The following is a 25,722-nucleotide window of genomic DNA, read 5'->3' on the forward strand; positions in this document are numbered from 1 at the left end:
GCGCGCGGGAAATCGGCGGCCTCCCCGGTACACGCACGACGCTCAGGCGACGATCCCGACCGGGATGTCCTGATCGTCGGCCAGGATGCGCCGCTGGAGTTCGCGCAGCGTCCGACCGGGCTGCACGCCCAGTTCCTGGTCCAGCGTCCGCTCGATGAACCGGTACACCTTGAGCGCGTCGGCCGGGCGTTCCGCGCGGCACAGGGCGATCATCAGCTGGCGGGCGAACGCCTCGCGCAGCGGGTGCTCGGTGACCAGGTTGCGCAGCGGCCCGATCAGCTCGCGGTCCCGGCCCATGCGCAGGTCCACCTCCATCTTGAGTTCGGTGCACTCCATCCTGGTCTCCTCCGCCCAGGTGGCGAACTCGGCGATCATCGACCCGACGCGCACGTCGCCGAACGCCGGACCCCGCCACAGGGCCAACGCCGCGCCGAAGGCCTTCGACGCCTCCTCCAACCGGTCCCGGCGCAACGCGGAACGCCCCTGGCACACCAGGTTGTGGAAGTCCTTGGCGTCCACCGCGTCCCCCTCCCCCAGCAGCAGCGCGTACCCGGGCGCTCGGGTGACCAAGCGGTCCTTGACGCCGTCCGGATCACCGCCGATCCGACCGAGGACCTTGCGCAACTGCGAGACGTGCACGTGCAGGGCCGCCATCCACCGGCGCGGCGGTCGCGCACCCCAGATCTCGTACGCCAGCCGCTCCGCCGGGATCACCTCCTCCACGCGGCAGACCAGCGCGCCGAGCAACGTCTCGACCTTGGGCGCACCGACGACCTCCGCCCGCTCGGCTCCGACGACGCGCAAACGGCCTAAGATCTGGTATTCCACAACGACCCCCACCCAGTGGATCGGAAAGCCCCGCCGCGCGGCGGGGGCGGACATGGCGGGCGCGGTCGGTCACCGCGCGAGCGCCCCGACACGGGCACACCATCGGGCCGGAGCGGGAGCGCCCGGACCCAGCTTGGCCGAGCGCCGAGCGGAACCGCATCAGGGAAACCACGTATGGGAGACCCAGATCACCTTGACCCGCGGCGGCCCGACCTACACGCCGTCACCGGAGTCGTCAATGAACCATTCAGGCAATCCCATCACGCAAAGGCGAGCGCCCCCGATCACCTATTGTGGAAATGTCGACGCGACTGGGAACAATCGCGCAAACGGAAATGGCGTACACCGAGGAGGACCCGTACATGCGCAACCCGGTCGACGCGGGCACCGGACAGATCGTGCGCCAAGTGGAGGCGGACCGGTTGACGGCCGCGGCCACCCTCGCCGCGGCCGGGATGTGCGTGCTGGTCGACCTGGTCGGTGAACCGGGCGCGGGCAAGACGTTCCTGCTGGGGCACGCGGCGCGCACCGCCACAGCGCGCGGTATGGCGGTGGCGCTCACCCGGTGCGTGCCCGGCCGATCGACGACGCGCGGGCGAGCGCTGTCGGCCGCGGCAACCACCGGCCCGCCGCGAGCACTGCTGATCGACGACGCGCACGACGTCACCCCGACCGAGGCCGAGGCGATCGCGGAACTGGTGGCCACGCGCCCCGACCGACCGCAGCTGGTGGTGCTGGCGCGCCGCGCGCACGGCACACCCCCCGCCCTGGCCGCGCACCTGGCGCACGCGGCCGAAGTCGGCACGTGCGAGCGGTTGGGTCTGCCCCCGCTCGACGTGGAGCAGTGCGCCCAGCTGCTGGGCCGGTCCGCGCGCGACCCGGTGGCGCGCCGCGCGGCGCGTGAAGGCGACGGCGTCCCCCTCTACGTGCTGGCCTCGGCCGCCCAGCAGGTGCCCGCAGGGGACCGGGACCCGACCGCGCGAACCCGGCTCGCCCGGTTGCGCGCCCGGTTGGCCGAGGACGTCACCGTGAGCACCGACCCGGCGGTGGCCGCGGTCGCCGCCGCGGGCGCGGTGCTCGACGGGCCGTTCGACGTCGACGCCCTCGCCGAGGTGGCTGATCTGTCCGAGCGGTCGGTCCAGGAGGCCGTGGGGGTGCTGGTGGCCCGCGACGTGTTCCGCTCGGCGGGGTCCGGACCGCGGCTGTGCTTCCGGCACCCGGCGGTCGCCGCCGCGGTGTACGAGTCGATCGGCACCTGGCCCCGCCAGCGGGCGCACCGGCGGGCGCTGGCGCTCACGCGCAGGCGCGGCGCGGCGCCGGGTGTGCTCGCCGCGCACGTCGCGGGCGGGCTGGTCGAGTTGGACGCTGAGCACATCGGGTTGCTGCTGCGCGGTGCCGCAGAACGCCCGGCGGAGGCGGTCGGCTGGTTGCGGCTCGTGCTGGCCAACGCGGGCCACCTCGACGACGCGGCAGCACGGGAACTGGTCCGACTGGTCACCGAGGTGGTGGGGGCGTGGCCGGATGGCCCGCCGCCGCCAGACCTGCTGGAGGGGCTGGTGTGGCACGCCCCGCGGCCGGACCGCGCCGAGGCGGTGGCCTTCGCCGCGCTGCGCTGGGCGGTGGCGGGCCGGTTCGACACCGCGCGGGCGCTGGTGGACGACCACCTCGCCACGCACGGTCCCGACGCCGCGCTGGCCGCGCACCGGGAGTTGCTGGCGGTGCTGGAGCAGCGGGTGCCCGCCGCGGAACCGGTGGCGGCCGCCGCGGCAGCCGCCCGCGCGGCGGGCGACCACGTGGGCACCGCGTGCGCGTTGGCCCTGGCCGCGCTGGGCACGGCGCTCTCCCCGCACGCCGACGCGCCTGCCGTGGCGCGGGCCAAACGCGCCGTCGTCGACTCCGCCGCGCGGCTCGACGCGCTGCCCGATGCCGCGCTGGGCGGCGCCATCGGGTATCTGGGGGTGCTGGGCTGGGCCGAGTTGCTGCTGGGTGAACCACTGCCCGCGGTCACCCATCTTCGCCGCGGGCTGAGCCTGCTGCCCGCCACGCCTTGGCGGTTCCTGCTGCCCCACTTCCAGGTGGGCTTGGCGCTGGGCAACTCGGTGACCGGCCTGCCGGGTGAGGGGCGCCGGGTCGCCAGGCAGGTGGCCGGCGGCTCAGCCGCGGGGCCGCGCGCGGCCGGGATCGCGATCGTCGAGCTGATGGGCACCGTAGTGCCCACCCGCGTGGACGCCGACGCGGTCCCGGCCCCCCGCGAACCGGACTCCACGACCGCGGTGTCCGGCTCCGCACACCCCTTGCTGTCCCTGCTGACGGCCACCCGCTTGCGGCTGCTCGGCGATGGTGTCGCGGCGAGCGCGACCCTGCTCACCTCGGGGGGCGGACCCACCCTGGGCAGGCTGCCCGCCGTGCTGCGACCGTGCGGCTACGAACTGCTCGCCGCCACGGCCCCGCCCGGCGCGGCGGACGAGTGGGCCCGCCGGGCGGTCGCCGCGGCCGAGGGCTTGGACCTGCACGCGGCCACGGCGTTCGCGAACTTCGCCGCGGGGCACGCGCTCGCCGGGCACGACCCGGGGCCCGCCGCCCGGCGCTACCAGGCGGCGGCCTGCCTGTTCGCGCACAAGGGCATGGTCGTCGCGCAGGCGTGGGCGCTGCGGCACGCGGTCTCGCGCCTGGCGGACGCGGGCTCGGACACCGCGGCCAGGGAAGTGGACACCGTCTCCCGCGCGCTGGCCGACGGCGCGGGCGTCCGCTTCCCCGACCGAGCCGGTCCGGGAACCACGCGCGCGGCGGACCCGCTGGCGGAACTCACCGACCGCGAGCACCAGGTCGCCGACCTGGCCACCACGGGCCTGCGCAACCGCGAGATCGCCGTCGAGCTGGGGCTGAGCCCGCGCACGGTCGAGGTCCACCTGAGCCGCGTCTACCGCAAGCTCAAGGTGTCCACGCGCGTGGAGCTCGTCCGGGTCCTGGCCACCGCCCGCGCCCGCTGAGCCCGCCCCGCGAGACCGCTCAGTCCACACGCGACACGACCGCGGGCCGCGCGGGCACGGCGGCGAGCAGCTCGCGGGTGTACTCGTGCGCGGGCTCGGCGAACACCCGCTCGGTCTCGCCCTCCTCCACAACCTGACCACCGCGCAGCACCAGCACCCGGTCGCTGACTTCCCGGACAACCCCGAGGTCGTGGGAGATGAACACCAGCGCCACCCCCAGTCCGCGGCGCAGGTCCAGCAGCAGCCGCAGCACCCTGGCACGCACCGAGGCGTCCAGCGCCGACACCGGCTCGTCGCACACCAGGACCTCGGGTCCGGGGGCCAGCGCGCGGGCGATGGCGACGCGCTGCCGCTGACCGCCCGAGAGCTGCCGGGGGTGGCGGGAGCGCACGTCGTCGGGCAACCCGACCAGCTCGAGCAGCTCGCCCACCCGCGCCGCGCGGCCGGGTCCGGGCAGCGCGTCACCGATGATCCGTTCGACCCGGTGGCGCGGGTCGAACGAGCCGAGCGGGTCCTGCTGGATCAGCTGCACCCGGCGTCGCAGGGGGCGGCGATCCCGCGCCGACAGCCGCGACCACGGCTGCCCGCCAAGGGTCACCACGCCCTGGTGCGGTGACCGCAGCCCGAGCAGCAGCTCGGCCAGGGTGCTCTTGCCCGCACCGGACTCCCCCACCACCCCCAGCACCTCGCCAGCGGCGAGCGCGAACGAGACGTCGAAGACCCCCCGGCGGATCGCCGGGTCGGCACCGGGGTGGGCGAGGGTGACCTGGTCGACGCGCAACGCCTCGACGTGTTCGCGGTGCGGTGGCGGCGGTTTGGGGGCGGCGCCCGGCATGGCCGCCAGCAGCGTCTTGGTGTACTCGTGCCGGGGCGCGGTCAAGACCTGCCCCACCGGGCCGCTCTCGACGATCCGCCCGTGCCGCATGACCGCGACGTCGTCGGCGAAGGAGGCCACCAGCGGGAGGTCGTGGGAGATGAGCAGGACCGCCATGCCGCGGTCGCGCTCCTCGGCCAGCAGGGCCAGCACCTTCGCCTGCACGGTGACGTCGAGCGCGGTGGTCGGCTCGTCGGCGATGAGCACGGCGGGACCACCCGCCAACCCGGTGGCGATCAACGCGCGCTGGCGCAGCCCACCGGACAGCTCGTGCGGCCGCTGCCTGGCCCGCTCAGCCGGTTCGGGCACGTGCACGCGCGCCAGCAGGTCGACCGGCGTCGGGGCGTCCGGCCGCGGGTGGTTGCGCAGCACCTCGGTGATCTCCGCGCCCACCGTGCGCAGGGGATCCAGCGACACCAGCGCGTCCTGGGAGACCAGGCCGATCCGCGCGCCGCGCACACCGCGCCAGCGGCGTTCGGTCAGCGACCGCAGGTCGGTGCCCGCCAACTCCATCCGGTCCGCGCTCACCCGCGACCCGGGACCGACCAGACCAAGCAACGCGCGCGCGGTCACGCTCTTGCCGGACCCGGACTCCCCGACGATCGCCAGGCACCGCCCGGCCGTCAGGGTGAACCCAACACCGCGCACCGCCTCAACCACCCCGCGGCCGACGCGGAACTCGACCCGCAACCCCTCCACGGCCAGCAGCGGCTCAGTTCCCATCGGCCGGACTCCCCTCGAAACGGCGCCGCAGGTCGGCGCCGACGACGTTGACGGCAACCACGGTCGCGGTGACCGCGAGGCCGGGGAACACCGCCAGCGCCCAGGCGGTGTCGAGGAAGTCCCGGCCGTCGGCGAGCATCGCGCCCCACTCGGGGGTCGGCGCTTTCGGTCCCAGGCCGAGGAAGCTCAGCGCGGACCCCGAGATGATCGCGGTGCCTGCGGTGACGGTCGCGAAGACCAGCAGCGGCGGCACCGCGTTGGGCAGCACGTGCCGGGCGTGGATCCGCGCGGGCGAGTGCCCGAGGACCACGGCGGCGCGCACGTACCCGGACTCCCGCACGACCAGGGCCTGGCCGCGGGCGAGGCGGACGAAACCGGGCACGGTCGAGCAGCCGATGGCGATCGTGGCGTTGAGCGCGCCGGGTCCGAGGACCGCCACGACGAGCAGTGCGAGCAGCAGGCCGGGGAAGGCCAGCAGGATGTCGGTCGCGCGGCCGATCGCCTCGTCCAGCAGGCGCGGTCCGCTCGCGGAGAGCACGCCGAGCAGCGCGCCGACGACCAGGGCCAGGGACGTCGCGCCGAGACCGATCACCAGCGACCAGCGGGCACCGTGCACCACCCGGCTGAAGGTGTCACGGCCCAGCACGTCCGTGCCGAACAGGTGCGCGGGGCTCGGCCCGGCCACCGGGGCGCCCAGATCGATGGCGTCCGGCGGGTGCGTCGCCACCAGCGATGGCCACACCGCGGCCAGCACGACCAGCGCCAGCACCAGGTACGCGAGCCACAGCGCAGGCCGGAAGCCGGATCGGGCGCGCGCGGTCGGTTCCGCGGTCATCGCGGCACTCCTTCCGGCCGGGGGCTCGCGCGCCCGGCCAACCGGGGGTCGGCGACCTGGTACAGCAGGTCGACCACGAGGTTCAGCACGGCGAACACAGCGGCGGCCAGCACCACGATCCCGGTGACCACCGGCATGTCCCGTGCGGCGATGGCGGTGGCCAGCACCCGGCCGAGGCCCTGTCTGGTGAACACCGTCTCCACCACCACCGCACCGGACAGCAGCGTGCCGATGGTCCACCCGGACAGGGTGAGCAGGGGGATCGCCGCGTGGCGCAGGGCGTGCGCGCGCCGCACCGCCGCTTCCGAGCTGCCGCGGGCCCGGGCGCTGAGCACGAACGGCTCTCGTAGGGCGCGCTCGACGCCGTCGCGCAGCACCTGGGAGAACACCCCGGTGAGCCCGATCGCCAGGGTGACCGCGGGCAGCACCAACCCGGGTACACCGTCCCCGCCCGCGACCGGGAACCACCGCAGGCGGAAGGACAGCAGGCTCAGCAGCAGCACGCCGATCCAGAACGACGGGGTGGAGATGGCGACCAGTTCCAGGGTGGTCACGAACCTGCGCAAGGCGGGGCGGCGCCCCGCGGTGGCCAGGGCCAGCGGCACCGACACCACGAGCGCCAGCCCGAACCCGCTCAGTGCCAGCGCGGCGGTGGCGCCGACTTGCTCGCCCAGCACCGAGGCGACCGGTGCCTCCAACTGGTAGGAGCGACCGAGGTCGCCGCGCACCAACCTGCCCAGGTACGCGAGGTACTGCTCGGCCAGCGGCTGGTCGAGGCCGAGTTCGGCGCGGATCCGCGCCACCCGATCCGCGGGCGGCAGCGCGTCGCCGAGCATGGTGAGCACCGGGTCACCCGGCATCAGGTGCAACGCGAGGAAGGCGGCCGTGGCCGCGCCCCACACCACGAACAGGGTGAGCGCCACGCGGCGCGCCACGCCCCTCACGCCCGGCCCCGCAGGTCCACGTCGTAGAACAGCGGGAAACCCACCGGGTCCGAGGCGAGGCCGCGCACCCGGTCGGTGTACCCGACCAGTGCCGCGGGCACCCACAGCGGCAGGATCAGCGCGTGGTCGACGACGTAGCGCTGAGAGGCGGCGTAGAGGTCGGCCCGTGCCAGGGGGTCGAGTTCGGTGTGCCCCGCGAGCAGCAGCCGGTCGAGTTCCGGGTGGCGCTGGGCGAAGACGTTGCCGCCGCCGTTGTCCCGGGTCTTCCCGCTCTCCAGGAAGAAGTTGAGGATGTCGGGGTCCGCGCGGATGAAGCTGGTGGCGAACATGTCCAGGTCTCCGGTTTCCAGCAGTTCGCCGAAGGTGCCGGTGTCGACACCGGTGTAGTCCAACTGGATGCCGACCTTCTTCAGCTCGGCCTGCACCCCCTGGGCGGTGGTGACCATCGAAGACTGGTAAGTGGCCGCGTAGGGCCAGCGCAGCACCAGCCGCACACCGTCGCGGGTGCGGTAACCCCGCGCGTCCCGGCCGGTCCAGCCCGCCGCGTCCAGCAGCGCACCGGCGGCCGCCGGGTCGTGTGGCCAGGTGCCCTCCAGCCCCCGTGCGTAACCGGGGGTGGTCGGACCGAGTGGACTCCAGGCCCGATCAAATTGTCCGAAGTGGACAGATCGAACCAGTCCGTCGACATCGATCGCGCGCAGCACCGCCCGACGCACCTGTTCGTCGGCGAGCACGCCGCGCACGGGGTTGAACATGACCGCGGAAACGATGCCCGGGGATTCGGCGCGGCTGTAGCGCAACGCGTCGAACCGCTTGAGCGAGGGCACGTTCGCGGGCGGCACCTGATCGATGACGTCGACCTGGCCGCTGGTGAGCGCGCCGAACCGGGAGGCGTTCTCCGAGATCAACCGGATGGTGAGGCCGGGGACCAGCGCGGGCCCGGTGTGCGCGGCGGTGCTCGGCCCCCAGTCGTAGTCGGGGTTGCGGTCGAGTTCGATGGCGCTGTTCTTGCTCCAGCGGCGGAAGGAGAACGGCCCCGATCCCACCGGCTTGCCGCAGAGCGCACCCTTGTTCTCCCGCAATGACTTGGGCGACTGGATGCCGAGGTAGGCGGTGCTCAGCGCCTGCAGGAAGGGCGCGCTGGGCCGCTTGAGGTGGATCCGGATCTCGGTGGGACCGACCACCTCGGACCGGTCGTAGGCGTCGATGAGCCCCGCGGCGTACTGGGACTTGGTCTCCGGCGCGACCGCGTGGTCCAGGGTCGCGGCCACAGCGGCGGCGTCGAGCGGGGTGCCGTCGTGGAAACGAACACCGGGACGCAGGTGGAAGGTGTAGCGCAAGCCGTCTGCCGAGATGTCCCACCGGGTCGCCAACCACGGCTCGAACCGACCGTCACGGGTGAACACCACCAGCGAGTCGAAGATGTTGCGATCGATCGTCGCCACGATGTCCTGCGGGCTGACCTGCGGGTCCAGGCACTGCGGTGTCTGCCCGGTGGCGAACACCAACCGGTCGCCACCGGCTCCCGCGCCGCGCACCCCGCACGCCGACACCCCCACCAAGGCGATCGCCACCGCCAGCGCGGCCATCCGCTCCCGCCACCGTCTCACCCGTCGCCCTCCGGTTCCATTCGGACCGCACAAGTGGCGACAGACTCGTGACCCGTTCTAATCGATCACCAAGCATTCCCACCATGCGGGACCAACCGGCCCGGCACCCCGTGCGACGACCAAACACGTCCCCAACACCCGACGCGGTCACCGCGCGGCCGAATCGGGACGCGCCATTCGTGTCGCGCGACACCGGGAACAACCACTCGATAGGCGGAACGGGCCGGAAGGCAGGCATCCACCCGGATGAAGGCTGTCCGCCCGCGGGCCAACGACCTCGTGCTCACTGCAATGGTGGTTCCGGCTCCGAGGCTGGGCGACGACGGCCTACATCCACGCCGGGTTCAGGTACTCCTTCACGGCGAACGGATGGAGCGTCGCCGGCGGCAGTTACTCCCACGGAGAACTGGGAGGCTACCTCTTCCACGGGAGCTGGTTCTCCAATCTGAAATCCGGCGCTCGCGGTGGGTACAAGTGCTGGGGAAGATTCACCTGCTATCTTGGACCATGGGACAAGATGACGTTCATCGCAGCAGGCACCCTTTTCTACTCCGGCAGGTACGGCGTGTGGACCGCTGGGATGATCTGGTGAGTTCCTGGGTCGTGGACCTCGAAGCCGCACTCGGGCCCGAGGTCCACGACCCATTGGTGCGACCGTGGCTGGAAGAGGTGTTCGACAGCCACGGGAGCGCACCTGCCTGGTACGTCGAGAAACTGGCCGCACAACGACAACAGGACTTGGTGGCCGAACTGGTGCCCGCAGTCCTTGACCAGGCCGAGGCGGAGCTCGGGCATCGGCCGGAGATGCCCGTGGACGGCGACACCGTCGGCCACGACCAGATATGGGCGGTTACCCGCGAACTGGCCCTTGTCTCAATCGCCGACGCCATTCAGTCGCTCATCGCATCGCGCGATCGCGTCATATGGCCAGTGAGTCCTTTTCATCCTGCGGTGACCTCGTAGGTCTGTAGGACGTGGATTGCCTTGGCGAGGCGTCCGGTGCGGCGTGGGCAGCAGCGGAGTTTGCGCAGGACGCGCCAGGTCTTGAGTTGGGCGTTGGCGCGTTCGCCTGGTCCGCGCAGGCGGGCGTGGGCGCGGTTGGCGTCTTTCTGTGACTCGGGCTTGTTCCGCCCTTTATACGGTGTCATGACCTGCCGCCCGGTCGGGTCGTAGCCGTGGTAGCCCTTGTCGGCCAGGGCGAGCAGCCCGGCCTCGCGCAGCGCGGCGAGGATGTTCCAGATGCGGGCCGCGGCGGTGTCGTGGGTGCTGCCGGGCAGATCACCGGACACCCATAGGATCGTTCCGTCGGGTGACGCAACGACCTGCAGGTTCATCCCGTGGATCTTGTGTTTGCCGGAGTAGAAGGGCCGGTCGGCGGCGATGCGGTCGATCGGGATCAGCGTGCCGTCGATGATCACGTAGGCATGGCCTTGGCGTTTCGCATCGCGCAGCGCCTGCCGTAGCTTCGAGGACCGCCGGGCCAGCAGCTCGACGGTCTCGTTGACATAGCGCCAGCAGGTCGTGGTCGACACCCCGAAACCGGCGCCCACCTCGGCGAACGGCTCGCCTTTGCGCAGATGGACGAGCACCAGCAGGGCCTGGCGCCCAGGGTCGAGCTTGCGCCACACCGACCCCAACCCCTTCCGACGAGCACGGATCAGCCCGGACACGAACCTCAGGGTCCGAGGTGACAACGGCAGCGCGGCACGATAGAACAACATGTGAAGCCCCTGGCAAACAGAACATCTTGGTCGATGCCTCTGCTACCAGGGGCTTCGCCACATCCAGGCAACGCCACACCGACCGCTGTCAACCTGTGATCAACAAGAACCCTTGCACGTCAACATGAGGTTGTCCCCTTGAATCGGACACCCTGATCCCAGACAGCGGTCTGGGGAAGGATGTTCCCCGTGTCAGGCAAGTCGAAGTACCCCGAGCAGTTCCGCAAGGACGCCGTCGAGCTAGCCCGCTCGTCGGACCGGCCGTTGCGGCGGGTCGCCCGCGAGTTGGGCGTGAACCACGAGACCCTGCGCAACTGGGTCCGTGCCGCCGATCGAGCCCAGGCCGCCGCGCCGGTCGCCGGTGTGTCGGCCGATGAGCGGCAGGAGCTGCGTGAACTGCGCAAACGGGTGGCGGAGCTGGAGTTGGAGAAGGAGATCCTGCGCAAGGCGGCAGCCTATTTTGCCAAGGAGATGGGTCGTTGACCCGCAGCTACCGGTTCATCTCCGAACACCGCGCCGTCTTCGGCGTCACTCGGCTGTGCAGGGTCCTGGGCGTGCGACGCCCGGGGTTCTACGAATGGCTCGCCGCCGCCCCGGCCAGGGCGGAGCGGGTCGCGGCGGACGAGGGGTTGGCCGCCGAGATCGCCGAGGTCCACGCCGGGCACCGGGGTGCCTACGGGCGTCCGCGGATCGTCGTCGCGCTGCGCCGCCGCGGCCTGGAGGTCAACCACAAACGGGTCGGGCGGGTCATGCGCGAGCGCGGCATCGCAGGTCTCACCCGACGGCGGCGCAGGTCGCTGACCAGGCCCGACATCGCGGTGGCATCGGTGCCGGACCTGATCAGCCGCGACTTCACCGCCCCGGCACCGGGCCGACGGCTGGTCGGCGACATCACCTACCTGCCCACCCGGGAGGGCTGGCTCTACCTGGCCACCGTGATCGACCTGCACACCCGCGAGGTCATCGGCCACGCGATGGCCGACCACACGCGCGCCGAACTGGTCCGCGACGCCCTCGACCTCGCCGCCAGTCGCGGCCTGACCGACGACGGGGCGATCTTCCACGCCGACCGCGGCACGCAGTACAGCTCCGGGCTGTTCCGCCGCGCGCTCGCCTGCCACGGCATTCGACCATCGGCGGGACGGGCCGGGTCGTGCTACGACAACGCCGTCGCCGAGTCGTTCTTCGCCACCCTCAAGACCGAGATCGGCACCACCGTCTGGGACACCCGCGACGACGCCCGACGCGACGTCTTCGCCTACCTCGGCTACTACAACCACGACCGTCTACATTCGACACTCGACTACCGGACCCCGCACGAAACCCGGATCGACTACCGTCAAGGCCACACCCTCGTGGCATGAAATCCGGTGTCCGGTCTTCGCGGACAACTTCAGTCGTTAGTAACACCTCTGACCTGGCGGAGAGGGTGGGTGCCCCACACCGGGGGCAATCACATACCCGTCAACCCGAGAACGACCGCCTCAACAATCCAGGCCCGGACGTGGACCTCGCGCGGGTGGGGCTCTCCCGCGGCGGTGGGGGCCACGCCCGCGTAGACGCTGGTCACCACGTCCGTGGTGGTCACGGCCATGACCGCCGGTCGCGGCCGATCGAAGCGTTTAAGCAAGCGCACCAGCGAGGCCCAAGGGCCGCGGACGGCAGGCTCCAGCAGCCTAGGCACGGAGTGTGCTGTGGCGGACAGGCGCAAGGCTGGCGCCTGTCCGCCACAGCTTGCTTCGTCGTCACATCAGAAGCTCACCGTAGGCATCGGGCCCGACAAGGAGTCGCGGTGGTGCGTCGCCCTCTACCGGCCAGAGTTGTAGTAGGTGCTCCTCCAGCCCGTCTGGTGAGTGTTCCTTGGGGCGCCTGCTCATCCGGCCGGTGACATGGACTCGCACCGCCCACCATCCGGCAGTCGGCAGGGCGAGTTCGTGAACGAGGTCCAGCGAGGTCGTCAGGAAGTGCAGCGCTGAACTGGTGACGTGTATCCGCCGCTCAGTCACGGCCTCCCAGCCCGGCGGTATGGCTGCTGGTGCTGACTCCCGTAGGTCAAGACCGACGTTCAGCGGACCCCACTCCATCCCGGTCAGGACGGCGAACCACTGCTCTTCCCCGGTTGTCATCCCATCTTGCGGGGGTGGCCACGCATCGCGGTAGCGGACCGGGGCGGCGTCTTCGAGGCGATACTGCCCATCTGCCGAGCGAACAATGATGACATCTGGTTCAGTCACCCGCGCATTATATGTCCCACGAGCTGCTGCCGTCGGCGCGACGAGCGTAGACGTAGAAGCTTTCGTTCTTCAGGATCCGGCAGAGTGAGATGTGGTTTGCCGTCAGTCCTCCCTGCGAGCTATTCGCCGTAGGGGCGACGTACCTGGTGGAGTATGGCTTTCCTGACGCGGCACCTTCGTTGGAGCGAGCGATAGGGTATTCATCGCAGCTCTTCCCGGGAGGTGTATTGCCAGATGGGCATGCCACCGCTCGGTTCGCGGCCTCCGTTGTGTCGTCGCCGAGCGTCAACGCCGTTCCTTGAGTCAGCGACCCGGGTTTGCCCGGCAGTGACCGTTCGGCGTCATAGACGTGGTTGGCGACCTCGGTCACCAACGGATGGCTGATGGCGTTGTACCGGATGATGGCGGGTTCTTCAGCGGCGGTGCAGCCAGGGTAGGTCCGAACGACCCGGTCGCAGCGCCCGCGGACTCCGTTGTGGTCGCCGATGTTCAAGGAGAGGGTTTTTCCTGGGCTGCCAACGGGTGAGATGATAATCGAGGCGCCGATGTATCCGGTGAGGTAGACGTACGAGGAAAGCCCTTGCGATACGACGCCGGTCTCCTGTTGCTCCCAATCCTGCGTGTGGGTGACGTCACTGAGGAGGTTGATGGAGTAGGAGCCACCTGATGTCGACGTGCACACTTGCGCGTCCCGGTCGCAGCCAGTGCCTACAACGGCTGGTACGGGGACCTTTTCTGTCCCCCATGATTCCGTGGTCGTGACCCTGCTACGCAAGAACCAACTCAACGAGTCGTAGTTCCAGGCCACTTCGGTATCGAAATCGAGATCCTGACCGCCGATCTCTCTGCCCGGAAAACCGTTGATGACTTCCTTGACGATGTAGCTAAACGACTTGTATCGACAGGAAGTGATGCGGATGAAGTCGTACTCGCAGTCGGGCTCCCTGAGGGAAGCAGACTGCAACTTTTGGTCAAGCGGGTCGCGCCCTGTCCGTGCCCGCTCGTCGCGGTGGTTTGCCGCATCCGTCAGGCTGGTGCGGAATTGAATGCTAATGCACCGATCCTGACCCTTTGTGACGAACTGACAGGTGTTCTTTTCGGACTGCCGAGCCAGCTCTACGAACTTCTCTTTCGATACAGCGGCTTCCTGGAGCGTGATGGGGGTACCTGCAGGCGTTGCTACCGCAGGTACCGCACTGAAGATTGCGCCAGCGAGCGCCACGGCCCCGGCGGCAACGCTCCACCTCTTCTTGGGCATGCAGATATCTTCCTCTTGAGTACAGGTGATGAACACTTGCGGTACACCGCAGGTTCAGTGACGGACCGCGTCTTCATTCATCGATCCGGTAGCAGTAGATCGAAGTGAAGCCTCTGGCCGCTAGGGGCCGATCAGGTGATTTTCGGACATTTCAAAGAGGTGCTGCTGTGGAGATTTTCAGCAAGTATGAGGTATTGCCACCAAATAAGGTGACTCACCGTTGGGTGCGGACTATCAAACAATTGTTGAGTCGACAGGTCGAGCACTGCTTGCTCGCTTGGGGCATGATGAACCCGGTCGATCGGCAGGTCGGCGTCCCAGCCAGAAGGTTGAGCTTCCCCCCGCAGCCCGGACACCTGACCTGTGGTGACCTGTGGTCACCAGGGAGGATGTCTTTGTGCCCGCACCACACCCGCCTGAGTTCCGTCGTCGTGCCGTCGAACTGGCTCGCGAGGGAGGCAAACCGATCGCCGAGCTGGCAAAGGATCTGGGAATCAGTCAGTCCTGCCTGCGGAACTGGATGACCCAGGCTGACGCCGACGACAACGGCGGCAACGCGACCAGGTTGACCAGCGCGGAGAAAAAGGAACTCGCCGAGCTGCGGCGCAAGAACCGGCAGCTTGAGATGGAGAACGAGATCCTGAAACGCGCTGCCGCGTATTTCGCGCGGGAGAACGTCCTCCCAAAGTAGTCTACCCGCTGGTCCGCGAGTTGGCCGACGACGGTATTGATGTCACGGTGGCCTGTCGGGTGTTACGCGTGTCCCGTTCCGGATACTACGAATGGCGCGACCGGCCACTGTCTGGGCGCGCCCAGGAGAACCGGTTGTTGGTGAAATATATCGAGCAGATCCACGCTGATTCACGCGGCACCTACGGGTCACCGAGAGTGCACGCCGAGCTTACCCTGGGCGTGGGGGTGCCGGTGAACCGGAAACGCGTCGAGCGGCTCATGCGCGAGGCCGGTATCCAGGGCCTCCACCGGCGCAAACGCTCGTGGACCACCGTGCGCGACCCGGCGGCCGAGCCTGCTCCAGACCTGGTCAACCGACACTTCACCGTCCAGGGCCCGAACCGGTTGTGGATCACCGATATCACCGAACACCCGACCGAGGAAGGCAAGGTCTATTGCGCCGCGGTCATGGACACCTATTCCCGTCTGATCATCGGCTGGTCCATGGACAACCACATGCGCACCGAACTCGTCACCGACGCCCTCGGCATGGCCATCACGCGACGAAAACCAGAGAACGACACAATCCTGCATTCCGATCACGGATCCCAATATACGTCGTGGGCGTTCGGGCAACGTCTCCGCGCAGCCGGGCTGCTCGCTTCGATGGGCACCATCGGTGATTGCTACGACAACGCCATGATGGAATCCTTCTGGGGCACTCTCCAACTCGAACTTCTCGACCGGAAACAGTGGAAAACCCGAGATGAACTTGCTAACGCGATATTCGAATGGATAGAATGCTGGTACAACCCGAAACGCAGACACTCCAGCATCGGGATGCACAGCCCCGTCACGTTTGAAGCCCTGCACACCGGGTCAGACCAAGACCACTGACCCCACACCGCAGGCGTCCGGCAAACGGGGGGAACCTCACCCACCTCATCCGCGCCCACCTCACCCGCGCCAACCTCACCGAAGCCCACCTCACCTACGCCAACTTCACCCACGCCCACCTCGCCGGAGCCCATCTCATCCGCGCCCGCTTCAGCGACGCCAACCTCACCCACGCCGACCTCCGCCACGCCAACCTCAGCCGCGCCAACCTCAGCGACGCCAACCTCAGCCGCGCCAACCTCACCCACGCCGACCTCAGCGAAGCCAACCTCAGCGGCGCCAACCTCAACGAAGCCGACCTCAGCGGCGCCGACCTCAGCGACGCAACGCACGACGAGCACACCCGCATCGACAGCGTGATCGTCAGTCCGGAGACTCGCGGCACATGGTGGTGACCGCACCCCAGCAACGGTGCGAAGCGCAAACTGCTGCTGCCCCGGCTCACTACCGCCGTGCTCGCCGCCGTCCGCAACCGTGGCCAAGGTGCGCGGCCGATCGAGCTGCCTGCCCACGGCCTGGTCGAGGCCACCCTCCCCCGGGCGGTGAACGGGCCCGGCAGGCAGCCGACCGGGTGAACCTCGCGGCCTGGCCCGCCGGGCGGGCGCGTCGTTGTCGGGGGTGATCGAGACCATCGGTGGACGATCACCGTCGACCACCAGGAGAAGGGGCTCCCACCGGTGTCGAAGAAGACCACCGATCCCGTGCTGCGCTACGAGAACGGGGTGCCCGTCTACCGCGACGGGCGTGCGCCTGAGCACCTGCTCACCGCGACCGCGCTGCGTGGCCGGCGGTTGTCACCCGCCGGGCTGCACCCGGTGGGGTGGGTCTCCACGCTCCCGTATCACCGGGTGTGCGCGCTCTACGACAGCACTCAGGCCCGCCCGATCCGGCCGGTGACCTCGCGGCAGCGCGCGGTGCTGGCCGCGGGCCGGGAGCTGGCCAACACCGTGCCCTGCCGCCGCTGCGAGCAGGTGCGGGTGTCGAAGTGGGATGAGGACCGGCTGTGCGGGACGTGCCTGCCGGTCGTGGAAACCGAACGGCACGCGCGGATGATCGCCGCCGCCGAGGACCACGAGCGGATGCTCGCCGCCGACCAGGCCGCCGCCGCGTGGGCGACCGAGGTCTTGGCCGACCCGGACACCGTCGTGCTCGACACCGAGACCACCGGGCTGCACGGCGACGTCCGCATCGTGGAGATCGCCGTCCTCGACCGGCACGGCGCCGTGCTGCTGGACTTCCTGGTCCACCCCGGCATCCCGATCCCTCCGGACTCGACCGCGATCCACGGGATCACCGACACCGTGGTCGCCGGGGCGCCCCGCTTCGCCGAGCTACTGCCCGCGCTGACCGAGGTACTGGCCGGGCGCCGCGTGATCATCTACAAGCGCTTCACTAGGCAAGTCGAGTGTCGGATATGGGGTTGTCGGGAACGCGAGCGATCATCGTTGCCTCGACCTCGAGGGACGAGCGCTTTCCAAACTGACCGCCGGCGTGGTTCGCGGCCAAGGCCACGGCCCGCGACGACCCGTCAGCCCGGTAGGGCCGACGGGATGGTTCGGGTCGGTGTCGCGTCGGCGAAGGCGTTCCACAGCAGGTTGAGCGGGTGGTCGGCGGCGTAGCGGCCGCGTTCGCCCTTGCGGGCGAAGATGCCGGTGACGATCTCCAGGCGGGGCTCGTAGTCGCCGGCGAGGTCGATCTTGCGCAGGCCCTGGCCGGGCAGCCGGCCCTCGAGGGCGGCGTCGGCGACGCGTTCGGTGGTGAGCAGGCAGCCGTGCAGGAGCTTGCTGGTGAGCAGGTTGAGGCCGTAGTTGAGGGAGTCGATGTCGGCGATGACGTGCAGCACGCCGCGGTAGTCGGGGCCGTACCAGCGGCCCAGGAACTGGGCGAGCAGCCCGGCGGTCGGGGCGAGCAGCGGCAGGCCGGGCAGTCGCCCGGCGCCGACCGGGGTGTCGGGCAGCTCGCGGGCGGACAGGTTGGTGAGCAGGGCGACGCGTTCGCGGTGCCATTCCAGGAAGTCGTAGTCCAGGGTGGGTGGTCGGCCGGGTTCGGCGGCGAAGCTGCCGCACACCAGGTCGACCTTCTTGCCGTCGAGCTTGCGCCACAGGTCGCGGGTGCGGACGTGCTCGATGTTGAGCTGCACGCCGCGGCGCTCGAAGTCCTCGCGCAGCGCGGGCCACACGGCGCCAAGGAACTGCACGGTGAACTCGGTGGTGCCGAAGGTGACGGTGGACCCGACCCGGCGCCGGCTGCGGTGCAGGCTGTCGATCCACGACAGCAGGGTCCTGCGCGCCAGCGCGACGACTTCCTCGCCGGAGGGGGTGAACAGGAAGTCCTTGCCCCGGCCCTGCTTGACCACCAGCGCCTCGCCGACCAGGCGGGTCGCGGCCTTGTTGATGTTGTCGAGTTGCTTCTGCACGCTGGACTGCTCGCGGCCCAGCGCGCGGGCGGCGCGTTGCGCGGTGCCGGTGGCGTGCACGACGGCCAGGGTGCGCAGTTGGTCCAGGCTGACGTCGAGTATCTCCGGCGGGCAGCCGAGCAGCGCCGCCAGAACCTCCGCCGCCTCGCCGTCGTCTCCGGTGTCCGGCGCCACGTCTCCTCGCTCCCCGCCGCAGGTCCCCACAGCACCCAGCCTGACAGGGGAATTGTCCGCTCGGACAGTTTGACTGTCGTTGATCGCACTTCCCGCCGAACTGTCCTACAAATGTCCGGACGAACAACTCCAGACACGATACTGTTCGACCGAACATCTGTGGTGGTGTGCCCGGCCGGGCTCGCCCGCGGTGGCGCCCCATGAGGAGCGCCTGGGGAAGCGGAGGTTCCGCGTGATCGCTCGCAGCATCGCCACCGACGAGGTGGCCTCGTCCTGCTAATTCCGCACCACGGTCGACCAGCCGTTCCGTAAGGCGCTGGTCCAGATCAACGAGGACTGCAACCTCCAGTGCGCCCACTGCTTCGTGTCCGCGACCAAGGTTGGCAGGCAGATGCCGCTGGCCGAGGTGGTGGACAAGGTGATCCCGCGCCTGGACGACAGTCGCGTCCGTCGGGTGACCCTGACCGGCGGGGAACCTACGATCCACCCGCACTTCCTGGACATCGTGCGCGCGTTCCGCGCGGCCGGGATGGACGTCGGGATCTGCACCAACGCCACCACCCTGAACAACGTGCAGATCGCGGCGCTGGTCGAGATGGGCGTGCACTGCAACGTGTCCTTGGACGGGTTCGCCGCCGACTCGCACGGCCGCTTCCGGGGTGACCGGGCCAGCTTCGCAGTCACCGTGGCCACCGTGGAGAAGCTCGGCCGCGCGGGCATTCTGCAAGGGCTGCTGTGCACGCCGAACACGCTGGCCCAGAACGAGGAGTACGCCCGGCTGTGCGCGTTCGCCCGCGCCAACGGGGCGCGCTACGTGCTGCTCAACCCGCTGGGCAGCATGGGCCGCGGCGTCAAGTCGAAGGCCAAGCTGGCGAAGACGACGCTGCACATGCGGGAGATCTTCGAGCTGACCGCGCCGTTCGACGGCCCGGATCTCGATATCGCGCACATCCGCTTCCCGAACACCGAGGCCCGGCCGCTGGCCGGGTGCGAGGCCGGGACGATCATCTACGTGTTCACGCCCGGCGAGGTCACCGTGTGCCCGTACCTGGTGTTCGCCGCCCGCACCCCGGCCTCACGGCACGCCGACACCGAGTTCATCGTCGGCAACATCTTCACCGACCCCGACCTGGCGGCTCGGTTGGACGACTACCGCTTCCACGACCGCTACCTGGTCGGCGCGAACGCCACCTGCACGGCATGCTCGCTGAGCTCCGGCTGCGGCAAGGGCTGCCCGGCCGCGGTGGTCGCGGCCGGCGGCCGGATCGGCGAGGTCGACGCCGAACAGTGCCCGGCCATCGAGGAGAACCACGCCGAGGGGCGCCAGCTGCTGCCGCTGATGCCCGCATGACCGGCCCGTTGCTCGATGAGCCGCGTCGCCTGCCGGGCACGCTGATCACCCTGGACGGCCCCGGCGGGGTCGGGAAGTCCACCGCCGCCCGCCTGGTCGCCGAGACGCTGACCGCGGCCGGGCTGCCGGTGCACGCGACGAGCCAGCCATCCCGCGCGCCGCTGGGCGAGCTGGCCCGGCACGGCACCGACACCTACCGGGGCATGGCGCTGGCCTGCCTGTGCGCGGCCGACCGGCACCACCAGCTCGCCACCGAGATCGTGCCCGCGCTGCGCGAGGGCCAGGTGGTGGTGTGCGACCGTTACGTGGCGTCCTCGCTGGTGCTGCAAGGTCTCGACGGGCTGTCCGCGCAGGTGGTGTGGCAGCTCAACCACGGCGTCTACCGGCCGGACCTGTCGGTCATCCTCACCGGTGACGCGGGCGTGATCGACGCTCGGCTGCGGGCGCGCGGCGGGCACAGCCGCTTCGAGCGCGCCGAGGACAACAGCGAGCTGGAGACCGGCCTGTACGTCCACGCCGTGGTCGACCTGCAACAGCGGGGCTGGCCGGTCGCCGCGCTGGACGCCACCACCGACCCGCCCGAGAAGATCGCCGCGGCGATCGTGTCCCTCATCCACCAGGTCCTGACCGAGAAGAGCGCGGCATGTCTTTGAGCCTGATCACCGTCAACGTCGGCGCCCCCTCGCTGGACCGCGCCCAGCGGCAGCTCCGCTGGCTGGCCGCCCGACCGGAGGAGGTGCTGGTGCTGACCGAGACCAAGGCCACCGCGGGCAGCCAGTTCCTCGCCGAGGCGTTCACCACCGCCGGGTACGCGGTGACCTTCCCCGAGCACGCGCCCGGCGAGCTCGGCATGATGATCGTCAGCAAGCTCGCCACCACGCCGGACCCGCTCGGCACGGCACTGGACTACCTGCCCGCCCGCGCGGCCGGGGTCGTGCTCGACACGACTGACGGGCCGCTGCGCGTCGTCGGCACCTACGTGCCCTCCCGCGACGCCACCGCCGAGAAGACCGAACGCAAGAAAACCTGGATCCAGCGCTTCGGCCGCGCCCTCGACGCCACGACCAGCGAGGTGCCGCTGCTGCTGCTCGGTGACCTCAATGTGCTCGAACCCAGCCACACCCCGGCGCACCGGGGCCAGTTCGCGCCGTTCGAGTACGCCTTCTACAGCGGCCTGACCGACCGGCACGGCCTGCTCGACCTGTTCCGGCACCTGCACCCCGACCGAGTCGAGCACAGTTGGGCTCGCCGCGCGGACCTGGGCTACCGCTACGACCACGCCCACGGCTCCCGCGCCTTGAGCGAGGTGCTCACCGGCTGCGAGTACGTCCACGAGACCAGGGAACTCACGGCGGACGGCAACCGGCTCACCGACCATTCCGGACTCGCCGTACGCCTTGCGCTGACCGCGACCGCGTCACTGCTAACGTCGGACCCCGCCACGGCGGCCACGCCTGCCGAGCCGGAGCCCACCTTGTTCTGACCGGCCGGTTCGCTCTCGGCTGCCGGACCACCCGTCAGCCGAGACCGCGAGGACCAGCCGCTCGATGACCGCCTCGACCAGCACCGTCACGCCCCGTATCGGCGCCCGCGTCCTGCTGCTGGACCCCGACGACCGCGTACTGCTCATCCACGCCCTCGACCCCGCCGACCCCGAACACCACTGGTGGGAACTGCCCGGCGGCGGCCTGGACGACGGCGAAGACCTCCAGACCGCGGCCCGCCGCGAAGTCGCCGAGGAGACCGGCATCATGCTCCCCGCCCTCGGCCGCGAGCTGTGGGTGCGGGAATCCCGCTTCCGGTACAAGGGGCGCGACCACCACCGCGTCGAGCACGTGTTCCTCGGCCGCACCCCCAGCACCGCGCCGCAGGCCGCGCTCAAGCCCACCGAGAACGAGAAAGCCGGGCTGATCGAACGCCGCTGGTGGCCGGCCGACGAGCTGCGGCAGTGCCGCGACAAGCTCCTGCCCGCCGAACTGCCCCAACTGCTCGACGACCTGCTCGCAGACCGGTTCAGCCCCACACCCCTCACGCTCATCGACTGAGCGTCTGGCGGATCGCCGCCGGGGGCGCCACGTCGGCGCGGATCGAGGTGCGGTGCCGCGGGTCAGGATGGTCGGGCAGGACGCTGCACGACGAGCTCGCGCACTGCGGGCGCCTGGGTGAGCTGGTCGCACACGCGTGCCCAGTTCTCGTGCTTATCGATGAGGGTGTAGCCGTGTGGCGTCTCGAAGCCGTCCACATCCAGCATCGTCGCCAGCTCGTCGGCTGTGAAGCCGGGGTACTCGCGGACCGTGCGGATCGGCAGCGCGTAAGCCTGTTCGACGTCGTGGAGGTAGGCGTAGACGGACTCGCCGTTACTGGGGTTGGCGCGCTCGGCGATGTCGGCGAGCGGTCGCGGGGGCCGACCACGGCCTCGTCCAGGTCGATCACTGCGGTCAGCTTCGCGATCGGCGCAGTGAGGTAGACGTACCAGGTGGTCGGCTGACCTGTGAGGTAGCGGCGGCGGAACTCGTGGGTCTTCAGGCCCTGCCACATCAGCTCGTAGTACTCGGGCTTGAGCGACATCAGCACGCGCTCGCCAGGCACGATGGCGCCGACGTCGTTAGGCACCTTCGCGCTCCCGTCCTACGTGATCATCTGTGCCGCGATGGTGGCTTGTCGCGGTGCCCGAAGTCTAGTCGGTGGTCAGGGCATCGTCTGTCGTCCTCTCGCGTGTGATGGGCAGCCGGGTGACGCCACTGAGATCGGCCAGTTCCTCGTGGGCTTGCTGCAATTCCAGTGACAATTCGGCGAGGGTCTTCCGCAGGATGGCCGTGGTCGCCTGCTCCTCGTCCAGTCTTCGTTTGGTCGCCGCCAGCTCGGTGGTCAGTGCGGCGTTTCGCTCGGCCAGCTGCTGGAAGGCCGCCGGTTATCGAATCCACAATCCGCGCCGGTCCTCAGCTCAGGCGACCAAGTACCAGGTCTCGGCGGGGTCGACCCAGCCGCTGAGCCACACCATGCCCTCGCCGAGCCGCCCGTTGGCCCAGACCCGGGCCTGCTCGGCGCTCATGTCGACCGGACCGGCCGCGACCGGCGCGCCGTCGGCGTAGACCGTCCGGCCGGTGCGTTCACGGATGAATTCCGTGCGATAGACGCGATCCATCTCGACGTCGACTCCTGTTTCCGGTGGTGCCATCGGCTGGGCTGGAGGTCAGGCCGGTGCCCCGGCGGGGTGGTGGCAGGGCGATGGTTCGTGCCCACGTCGCGACGTTGCCTCCGGCCGCCGGTCAGGAAGCGGGCCGCCCGGGTCCGGATTCGGCGCGACCGCGGCGGCGACCGCGAGGTCGCGTCTGACGATTCCACGCGGATCACCGGTTCTAGCCGCCGGCTCGAAGACGGGCCCAAGCCCGACCACCAGCCCGGACGCGAACACGAACGCGACCACGAAAAGAAGCCCGTCTGCGAGCCCGTCTGCGAACCCGACCACGAACACGGACACGAGGCCGATGACGAGCCCGAACACGAGCCCGAACACGAGCCGACGGCGACCCTCTCTACTGCGGAGTTGGTGGAGGTCGAGGTGGACGGGAGCGGGCCACAGCTCTCCCCAGACATGGGAGACCCCGACAGCGACCGCGATCATGCCCGCGCCCGCGTCCACCACGTGGTTTTGGCTGAATCCGATCTCGTTCCGGACGAGCAGGAGGGGCGTGGCTAGGAGCCAGGTGAGGGCGAGTATTCCCAGGGTGGCAAGCCTGACGCGGGTGATCCCGGCCAATGGCCACAGGTGGTGCAGGACGAGGTCGGTTCCGGACAGGGGGACGCCGTCGAGGCTGGCGCTGGTGGTGGCGTTGTGGTCGAGGTGGGCGGCGAGCACGCCGAGCCACCGCTGGACCTGCTCGGCGGTGTAGCGCTGGTCGGTCACAGTAGCGGTGGTGGCGGGGACGAAGTGGCCGAGCAGGTGGTCGCGGACCGCGTTGGAGGTGCCGGTGGTGGCGATCGTGACGAGGTCGGCGGGCTCACGCAGGTAGGCGCCCGTGTCGGGGTGGCGGTGTTCGTACACGGTGGTGGCCAGCGACAGCCGCCACGGCGTCGACAGGCCGACGGCGAGCGGCCCGCCGGGGTGGTGGGCGATGGTGTACAGCACCGGCTCCCACCGGTCGGGGTCGTCGACCCGGGACCGGATGAACCGATCGGCTTTGGCCTGATCGACGGGTCGGATGGCGATGTGCGCGGCGTCGTGGGTCCACACGTTGATGTCGGTGAGCGCCTGGTAGTGGGTGGTACGGCAGGTCAGCACCAGCGGCGCGGCGCGGCGACCGTGCTGGTAGGCGTTCACCGCGCGGATCGCCTCGGCGGCGCGGGAGGTGTAGCCGGGAGCGGGGGTGGCGTCCATCTCGTCGAGCCCGTCGATCACCGGCATCACCAGACCCGCGTCCACCACCGCGCGCGCCGCCCGCTCCGACAGGCCGTAAGCGTCGACCACGTGGTGGACGAGCCAGTCACGCAGCGGGTGGGTGGTATCCCACGCCGCCGCCGGGATCCGCACCGGCACCGGCCCGTCCGGTTCGCGGACGTCGAGCAGGCCGTCCAGCAGCTCCAGCGCGAGAACGGTCTTCCCCGCCCCGGGCGCACCGGTGATCACCAGACGCTGCGGCGAGAGGGCCTGGTAGTAGGCCACCACCTGCTCCAGACTGCCCGCCGCGTCCGCGTGGTGGGCGTCGTGCGCCGGCGCGGCCCGGAAGTAGAAGTCCACATCGATCGTCCGCCCACCTCCGCCCAACAGCTGCGAACGGGCCGCTCCCTCCCGCTTCCGTACCTCGTCGGCGAGTCGCGCCGCGACCTCCGCCACCGGGACCGGCGTCGACCGCGCCACCCGAACAGCCTGACGCGCCGACAACAGACCAACCGCCAACGCCGCCAACGCGACCACCAACGACGCCGGATCCACCTGCCCGACCTGCGCCCGCGGCAGCTGCCCCCACCCGAACGCGGCCGCCACCGCCACGCACACCGCCGCGCCCGCCGCGTACCAGAACCCGGATCTGCCACCACCGGTCATAACCACGCATCATTCCCGCCCCGCCCCACCCAGCGATCACCGATCCGGAAAGCCGGCACCAATCCCCCGACATCCGTCGCCTGAGCAGCACCGTCACCCACCGAGAACCCGGCGACACCACGCGCGAACGGCCGGTCACCGAACCGCGACACCAACATCTGACGGGTACCGACGCCGCGCGCCGAGTACGAGCTGTCCGCGGGGACACGGCGGGTCGGTGTCGGCCCTGCCGCGGTGCCGGGGCGGCCACGACGAGCGGAAGCGGTCCGCCGGGCCATCGGCGTCGGGCAGCACGACGGCGCGGGTCGGTCGAGGTGGTGGGCCCATGGTTACCAGATCGTGACCATGCCCGTCGGCGGCGACGCGCGAAGCCACGCGGGCACCATATGCCCAGGTCGACAGGCAAACTCGAAATACAAAAAAATACGAAGCCGTTGACGTCGCACGGTAGAGGGGATCGTGGGAGCAAAAAAAGCCGCTCAACATTTCGATCAGAGGCCGTTTCGGCGCTTCCCGATTTCGTTCGCGACCCGATTGTCCATCCTTGCTTGGACTCTCTGCCAGAGCTTATGCTATGCACGTGCTCGACGGAACCGCCGAGCAGAAATCTCCATCAGGAGCACAGGATGATCACCAGAGAATACCTTGAAATTAGCGAAAGGATCAGGAATGAACAATTCACTCGAAGACGCTGCCGATAGCGTCCGCACCCAGGGAACCAGGTCGGAGCACACCCGACCGCCCTACTGTCACCGATGTCAGGACTATCTGAGGGACGTGCCCACTGGAGACGGCTGGTGGGCCTGCCCGGGATGTGGCCGGGAACGGTCCACGCCCCGACGCGGCAAGAGGATCCGGCACGACCGGTAGACCCGGCACGACCGGTGGAGCCCAGCGAGAGAACCCCGAGGGGGACGGTGACGCCGTCCCCACGGGGGCTGGGCTGGCGCGCTCCTTCGGTCGGAAGACCAGCGGCGGGCGGACGTCCTCACCGCCACCTCGCTGCCCTTCACCCCGGCCCGGCACCGCCTTTCGGCTCACCGCGTCCAAGCGAACTCTGCCGAATCGGTCATCAAGGGCCGCACCAACCCCACTGACCGGTGATCGAGACCCGGACAGCGGCATTGGCACGCCGCGGCGGGATAGGAGGC

26 protein-coding genes are annotated in these 25,722 nt (G+C 70.1%); 12 read left to right on the forward strand and 14 right to left on the reverse strand.

The genetic code is table 11. The features are described from left to right. Positions 1-42: 42 nt before the first annotated feature. Entirely contained in the window at positions 43-804 is a 762-nt protein-coding gene (locus V5P93_RS19570) for an AfsR/SARP family transcriptional regulator (RefSeq protein WP_219824052.1), read from the reverse strand. 359 nt (positions 805-1,163) lie between these two features. On the opposite strand from V5P93_RS19570, the gene V5P93_RS19575 reads away from it, so the two are divergent. Beyond that, on the forward strand, positions 1,164-3,818 hold the full coding sequence (locus V5P93_RS19575; protein ID WP_104480648.1) for a helix-turn-helix transcriptional regulator: 2,655 nt from the start codon (positions 1,164-1,166) through the stop codon (positions 3,816-3,818). 19 nt (positions 3,819-3,837) lie between these two features. Here the strand turns inward: V5P93_RS19575 and V5P93_RS19580 are convergent, their stop codons facing one another. The 4 genes from V5P93_RS19580 to V5P93_RS19595 are packed head-to-tail and all read right to left on the reverse strand — an operon-like array spanning position 3,838 to position 8,804. Beyond that, positions 3,838-5,415, reverse strand: coding sequence for an ABC transporter ATP-binding protein (locus V5P93_RS19580; RefSeq protein ID WP_104480649.1), 1,578 nt, complete (start codon positions 5,413-5,415; stop codon positions 3,838-3,840). Further along, positions 5,405-6,250 (reverse strand): ABC transporter permease, encoded by an 846-nt coding sequence (locus V5P93_RS19585; RefSeq protein WP_104480650.1) that lies wholly within the window; start codon positions 6,248-6,250, stop codon positions 5,405-5,407. The genes V5P93_RS19580 and V5P93_RS19585 overlap by 11 nt, the downstream gene beginning before the upstream one ends. After that, positions 6,247-7,185, reverse strand: a complete 939-nt coding sequence (locus tag V5P93_RS19590; protein ID WP_374065047.1) for an ABC transporter permease — start codon at positions 7,183-7,185, stop codon at positions 6,247-6,249. The genes V5P93_RS19585 and V5P93_RS19590 overlap by 4 nt, the downstream gene beginning before the upstream one ends. A gap of 5 nt (positions 7,186-7,190) precedes the next feature. Next, a complete protein-coding gene (locus V5P93_RS19595; protein ID WP_219824053.1) occupies positions 7,191-8,804 on the reverse strand; it encodes an ABC transporter substrate-binding protein in 1,614 nt (537 codons plus the stop codon). A gap of 567 nt (positions 8,805-9,371) precedes the next feature. On the opposite strand from V5P93_RS19595, the gene V5P93_RS19600 reads away from it, so the two are divergent. Next, positions 9,372-9,767 (forward strand): hypothetical protein, encoded by a 396-nt coding sequence (locus V5P93_RS19600; RefSeq protein ID WP_104480652.1) that lies wholly within the window; start codon positions 9,372-9,374, stop codon positions 9,765-9,767. Here the strand turns inward: V5P93_RS19600 and V5P93_RS19605 are convergent. Then, the gene (locus V5P93_RS19605) at positions 9,746-10,525 is read right to left on the reverse strand and encodes a transposase family protein (RefSeq protein ID WP_104480653.1); all 780 of its coding nucleotides are present in this window, start codon (positions 10,523-10,525) and stop codon (positions 9,746-9,748) included. The genes V5P93_RS19600 and V5P93_RS19605 overlap by 22 nt on opposite strands. Before the next feature lie 189 nt (positions 10,526-10,714). On the opposite strand from V5P93_RS19605, the gene V5P93_RS19610 reads away from it, so the two are divergent. Further along, complete coding sequence (locus V5P93_RS19610; RefSeq protein WP_181043631.1) at positions 10,715-11,008, forward strand: transposase; 294 nt, start codon at positions 10,715-10,717, stop codon at positions 11,006-11,008. Beyond that, positions 11,005-11,889, forward strand: a complete 885-nt coding sequence (locus V5P93_RS19615) for an IS3 family transposase (RefSeq protein ID WP_104480655.1) — start codon at positions 11,005-11,007, stop codon at positions 11,887-11,889. The genes V5P93_RS19610 and V5P93_RS19615 overlap by 4 nt, the downstream gene beginning before the upstream one ends. Before the next feature lie 89 nt (positions 11,890-11,978). Here the strand turns inward: V5P93_RS19615 and V5P93_RS19620 are convergent, their stop codons facing one another. The 4 genes from V5P93_RS19620 to V5P93_RS19635 all read right to left on the reverse strand — a co-directional run bounded on the left by V5P93_RS19620 (position 11,979) and on the right by V5P93_RS19635 (position 14,373). Continuing rightward, positions 11,979-12,113 (reverse strand): hypothetical protein, encoded by a 135-nt coding sequence (locus V5P93_RS19620; protein ID WP_281261679.1) that lies wholly within the window; start codon positions 12,111-12,113, stop codon positions 11,979-11,981. Positions 12,114-12,270: 157 nt separating this feature from the next. After that, positions 12,271-12,759: a hypothetical protein gene (locus V5P93_RS19625; RefSeq protein WP_146108142.1), complete on the reverse strand. Its 489-nt coding sequence runs from the start codon at positions 12,757-12,759 to the stop codon at positions 12,271-12,273. A 7-nt stretch (positions 12,760-12,766) separates the two neighbouring features. Beyond that, positions 12,767-14,017 (reverse strand): hypothetical protein, encoded by a 1,251-nt coding sequence (locus tag V5P93_RS19630; RefSeq protein ID WP_104480657.1) that lies wholly within the window; start codon positions 14,015-14,017, stop codon positions 12,767-12,769. A 131-nt stretch (positions 14,018-14,148) separates the two neighbouring features. Continuing rightward, positions 14,149-14,373, reverse strand: coding sequence for a hypothetical protein (locus V5P93_RS19635; RefSeq protein WP_146108143.1), 225 nt, complete (start codon positions 14,371-14,373; stop codon positions 14,149-14,151). A gap of 41 nt (positions 14,374-14,414) precedes the next feature. On the opposite strand from V5P93_RS19635, the gene V5P93_RS19640 reads away from it, so the two are divergent. The 4 genes from V5P93_RS19640 (at position 14,415) to V5P93_RS19655 (ending at position 17,205) form a co-directional block, all read left to right on the forward strand. After that, positions 14,415-15,586, forward strand: a protein-coding gene (locus V5P93_RS19640) for an IS3 family transposase (RefSeq protein WP_374066515.1) whose coding sequence is annotated in 2 segments (ribosomal slippage) — positions 14,415-14,706 and positions 14,706-15,586 — 1,173 coding nt in all. Because the reading frame shifts where the segments join, the coding sequence is not laid out codon by codon here. 47 nt (positions 15,587-15,633) lie between these two features. Beyond that, positions 15,634-15,981, forward strand: coding sequence for a pentapeptide repeat-containing protein (locus tag V5P93_RS19645; protein WP_245931438.1), 348 nt, complete (start codon positions 15,634-15,636; stop codon positions 15,979-15,981). 57 nt (positions 15,982-16,038) lie between these two features. Further along, positions 16,039-16,161 (forward strand): hypothetical protein, encoded by a 123-nt coding sequence (locus V5P93_RS19650; protein WP_281261680.1) that lies wholly within the window; start codon positions 16,039-16,041, stop codon positions 16,159-16,161. Positions 16,162-16,263: 102 nt separating this feature from the next. Then, entirely contained in the window at positions 16,264-17,205 is a 942-nt protein-coding gene (locus V5P93_RS19655; RefSeq protein ID WP_104480660.1) for a 3'-5' exonuclease, read from the forward strand. Here V5P93_RS19655 and V5P93_RS19660 read toward each other — a convergent pair. Further along, a complete protein-coding gene (locus tag V5P93_RS19660) occupies positions 17,115-18,176 on the reverse strand; it encodes a LysR family transcriptional regulator (protein WP_104480661.1) in 1,062 nt (353 codons plus the stop codon). The genes V5P93_RS19655 and V5P93_RS19660 overlap by 91 nt on opposite strands. A 325-nt stretch (positions 18,177-18,501) precedes the next feature. On the opposite strand from V5P93_RS19660, the gene V5P93_RS19665 reads away from it, so the two are divergent. From V5P93_RS19665 to V5P93_RS19680, 4 genes are all read left to right on the forward strand, one after another. Next, the gene (locus V5P93_RS19665) at positions 18,502-19,527 is read left to right on the forward strand and encodes a radical SAM protein (protein ID WP_281261682.1); all 1,026 of its coding nucleotides are present in this window, start codon (positions 18,502-18,504) and stop codon (positions 19,525-19,527) included. After that, positions 19,524-20,180 carry a dTMP kinase gene (gene tmk, locus V5P93_RS19670; RefSeq protein ID WP_104480662.1) on the forward strand — a complete coding sequence of 219 codons (657 nt, stop codon included), beginning with the start codon at positions 19,524-19,526 and terminating at the stop codon, positions 20,178-20,180. The genes V5P93_RS19665 and tmk overlap by 4 nt, the downstream gene beginning before the upstream one ends. Then, positions 20,171-21,010, forward strand: coding sequence for an endonuclease/exonuclease/phosphatase family protein (locus tag V5P93_RS19675; RefSeq protein WP_104480663.1), 840 nt, complete (start codon positions 20,171-20,173; stop codon positions 21,008-21,010). The genes tmk and V5P93_RS19675 overlap by 10 nt, the downstream gene beginning before the upstream one ends. Positions 21,011-21,074: 64 nt before the next feature. Next, entirely contained in the window at positions 21,075-21,572 is a 498-nt protein-coding gene (locus tag V5P93_RS19680; protein WP_104480664.1) for an NUDIX hydrolase, read from the forward strand. A 62-nt stretch (positions 21,573-21,634) separates the two neighbouring features. Here the strand turns inward: V5P93_RS19680 and V5P93_RS19685 are convergent, their stop codons facing one another. From V5P93_RS19685 to V5P93_RS19695, 3 genes are all read right to left on the reverse strand, one after another. Next, entirely contained in the window at positions 21,635-21,778 is a 144-nt protein-coding gene (locus V5P93_RS19685; protein WP_245931432.1) for a hypothetical protein, read from the reverse strand. 693 nt (positions 21,779-22,471) lie between these two features. Next, positions 22,472-22,672: a hypothetical protein gene (locus tag V5P93_RS19690; protein WP_104480665.1), complete on the reverse strand. Its 201-nt coding sequence runs from the start codon at positions 22,670-22,672 to the stop codon at positions 22,472-22,474. 48 nt (positions 22,673-22,720) lie between these two features. After that, positions 22,721-24,571, reverse strand: coding sequence for an NACHT domain-containing NTPase (locus V5P93_RS19695; protein WP_104480666.1), 1,851 nt, complete (start codon positions 24,569-24,571; stop codon positions 22,721-22,723). Positions 24,572-25,722 lie beyond the last annotated feature (1,151 nt).

Origin of the sequence: Actinokineospora auranticolor, from assembly GCF_041897805.1 — a bacterium.
GTDB classification, from domain to species: domain Bacteria; phylum Actinomycetota; class Actinomycetes; order Mycobacteriales; family Pseudonocardiaceae; genus Actinokineospora; species Actinokineospora auranticolor.

What these genes read in the sequence shown, in the direction of transcription:
- V5P93_RS19575 (WP_104480648.1), top strand. Translation starts at nt 1,164, where the DNA reads ATGGCGTACACCGAGGAGGACCCGTACATGCGCAACCCGGTCGACGCG.
- V5P93_RS19580 (WP_104480649.1), bottom strand. Translation starts at nt 5,415, where the DNA reads ATGGGAACTGAGCCGCTGCTGGCCGTGGAGGGGTTGCGGGTCGAGTTC.
- V5P93_RS19585 (WP_104480650.1), bottom strand. Translation starts at nt 6,250, where the DNA reads ATGACCGCGGAACCGACCGCGCGCGCCCGATCCGGCTTCCGGCCTGCG.
- V5P93_RS19605 (WP_104480653.1), bottom strand. Translation starts at nt 10,525, where the DNA reads ATGTTGTTCTATCGTGCCGCGCTGCCGTTGTCACCTCGGACCCTGAGG.
- V5P93_RS19630 (WP_104480657.1), bottom strand. Translation starts at nt 14,017, where the DNA reads ATGCCCAAGAAGAGGTGGAGCGTTGCCGCCGGGGCCGTGGCGCTCGCT.
- tmk (WP_104480662.1), top strand. Translation starts at nt 19,524, where the DNA reads ATGACCGGCCCGTTGCTCGATGAGCCGCGTCGCCTGCCGGGCACGCTG.
- V5P93_RS19675 (WP_104480663.1), top strand. Translation starts at nt 20,171, where the DNA reads ATGTCTTTGAGCCTGATCACCGTCAACGTCGGCGCCCCCTCGCTGGAC.
- V5P93_RS19680 (WP_104480664.1), top strand. Translation starts at nt 21,075, where the DNA reads ATGACCGCCTCGACCAGCACCGTCACGCCCCGTATCGGCGCCCGCGTC.
- V5P93_RS19685 (WP_245931432.1), bottom strand. Translation starts at nt 21,778, where the DNA reads ATGCTGGATGTGGACGGCTTCGAGACGCCACACGGCTACACCCTCATC.
- V5P93_RS19690 (WP_104480665.1), bottom strand. Translation starts at nt 22,672, where the DNA reads ATGGATCGCGTCTATCGCACGGAATTCATCCGTGAACGCACCGGCCGG.
- V5P93_RS19695 (WP_104480666.1), bottom strand. Translation starts at nt 24,571, where the DNA reads ATGACCGGTGGTGGCAGATCCGGGTTCTGGTACGCGGCGGGCGCGGCG.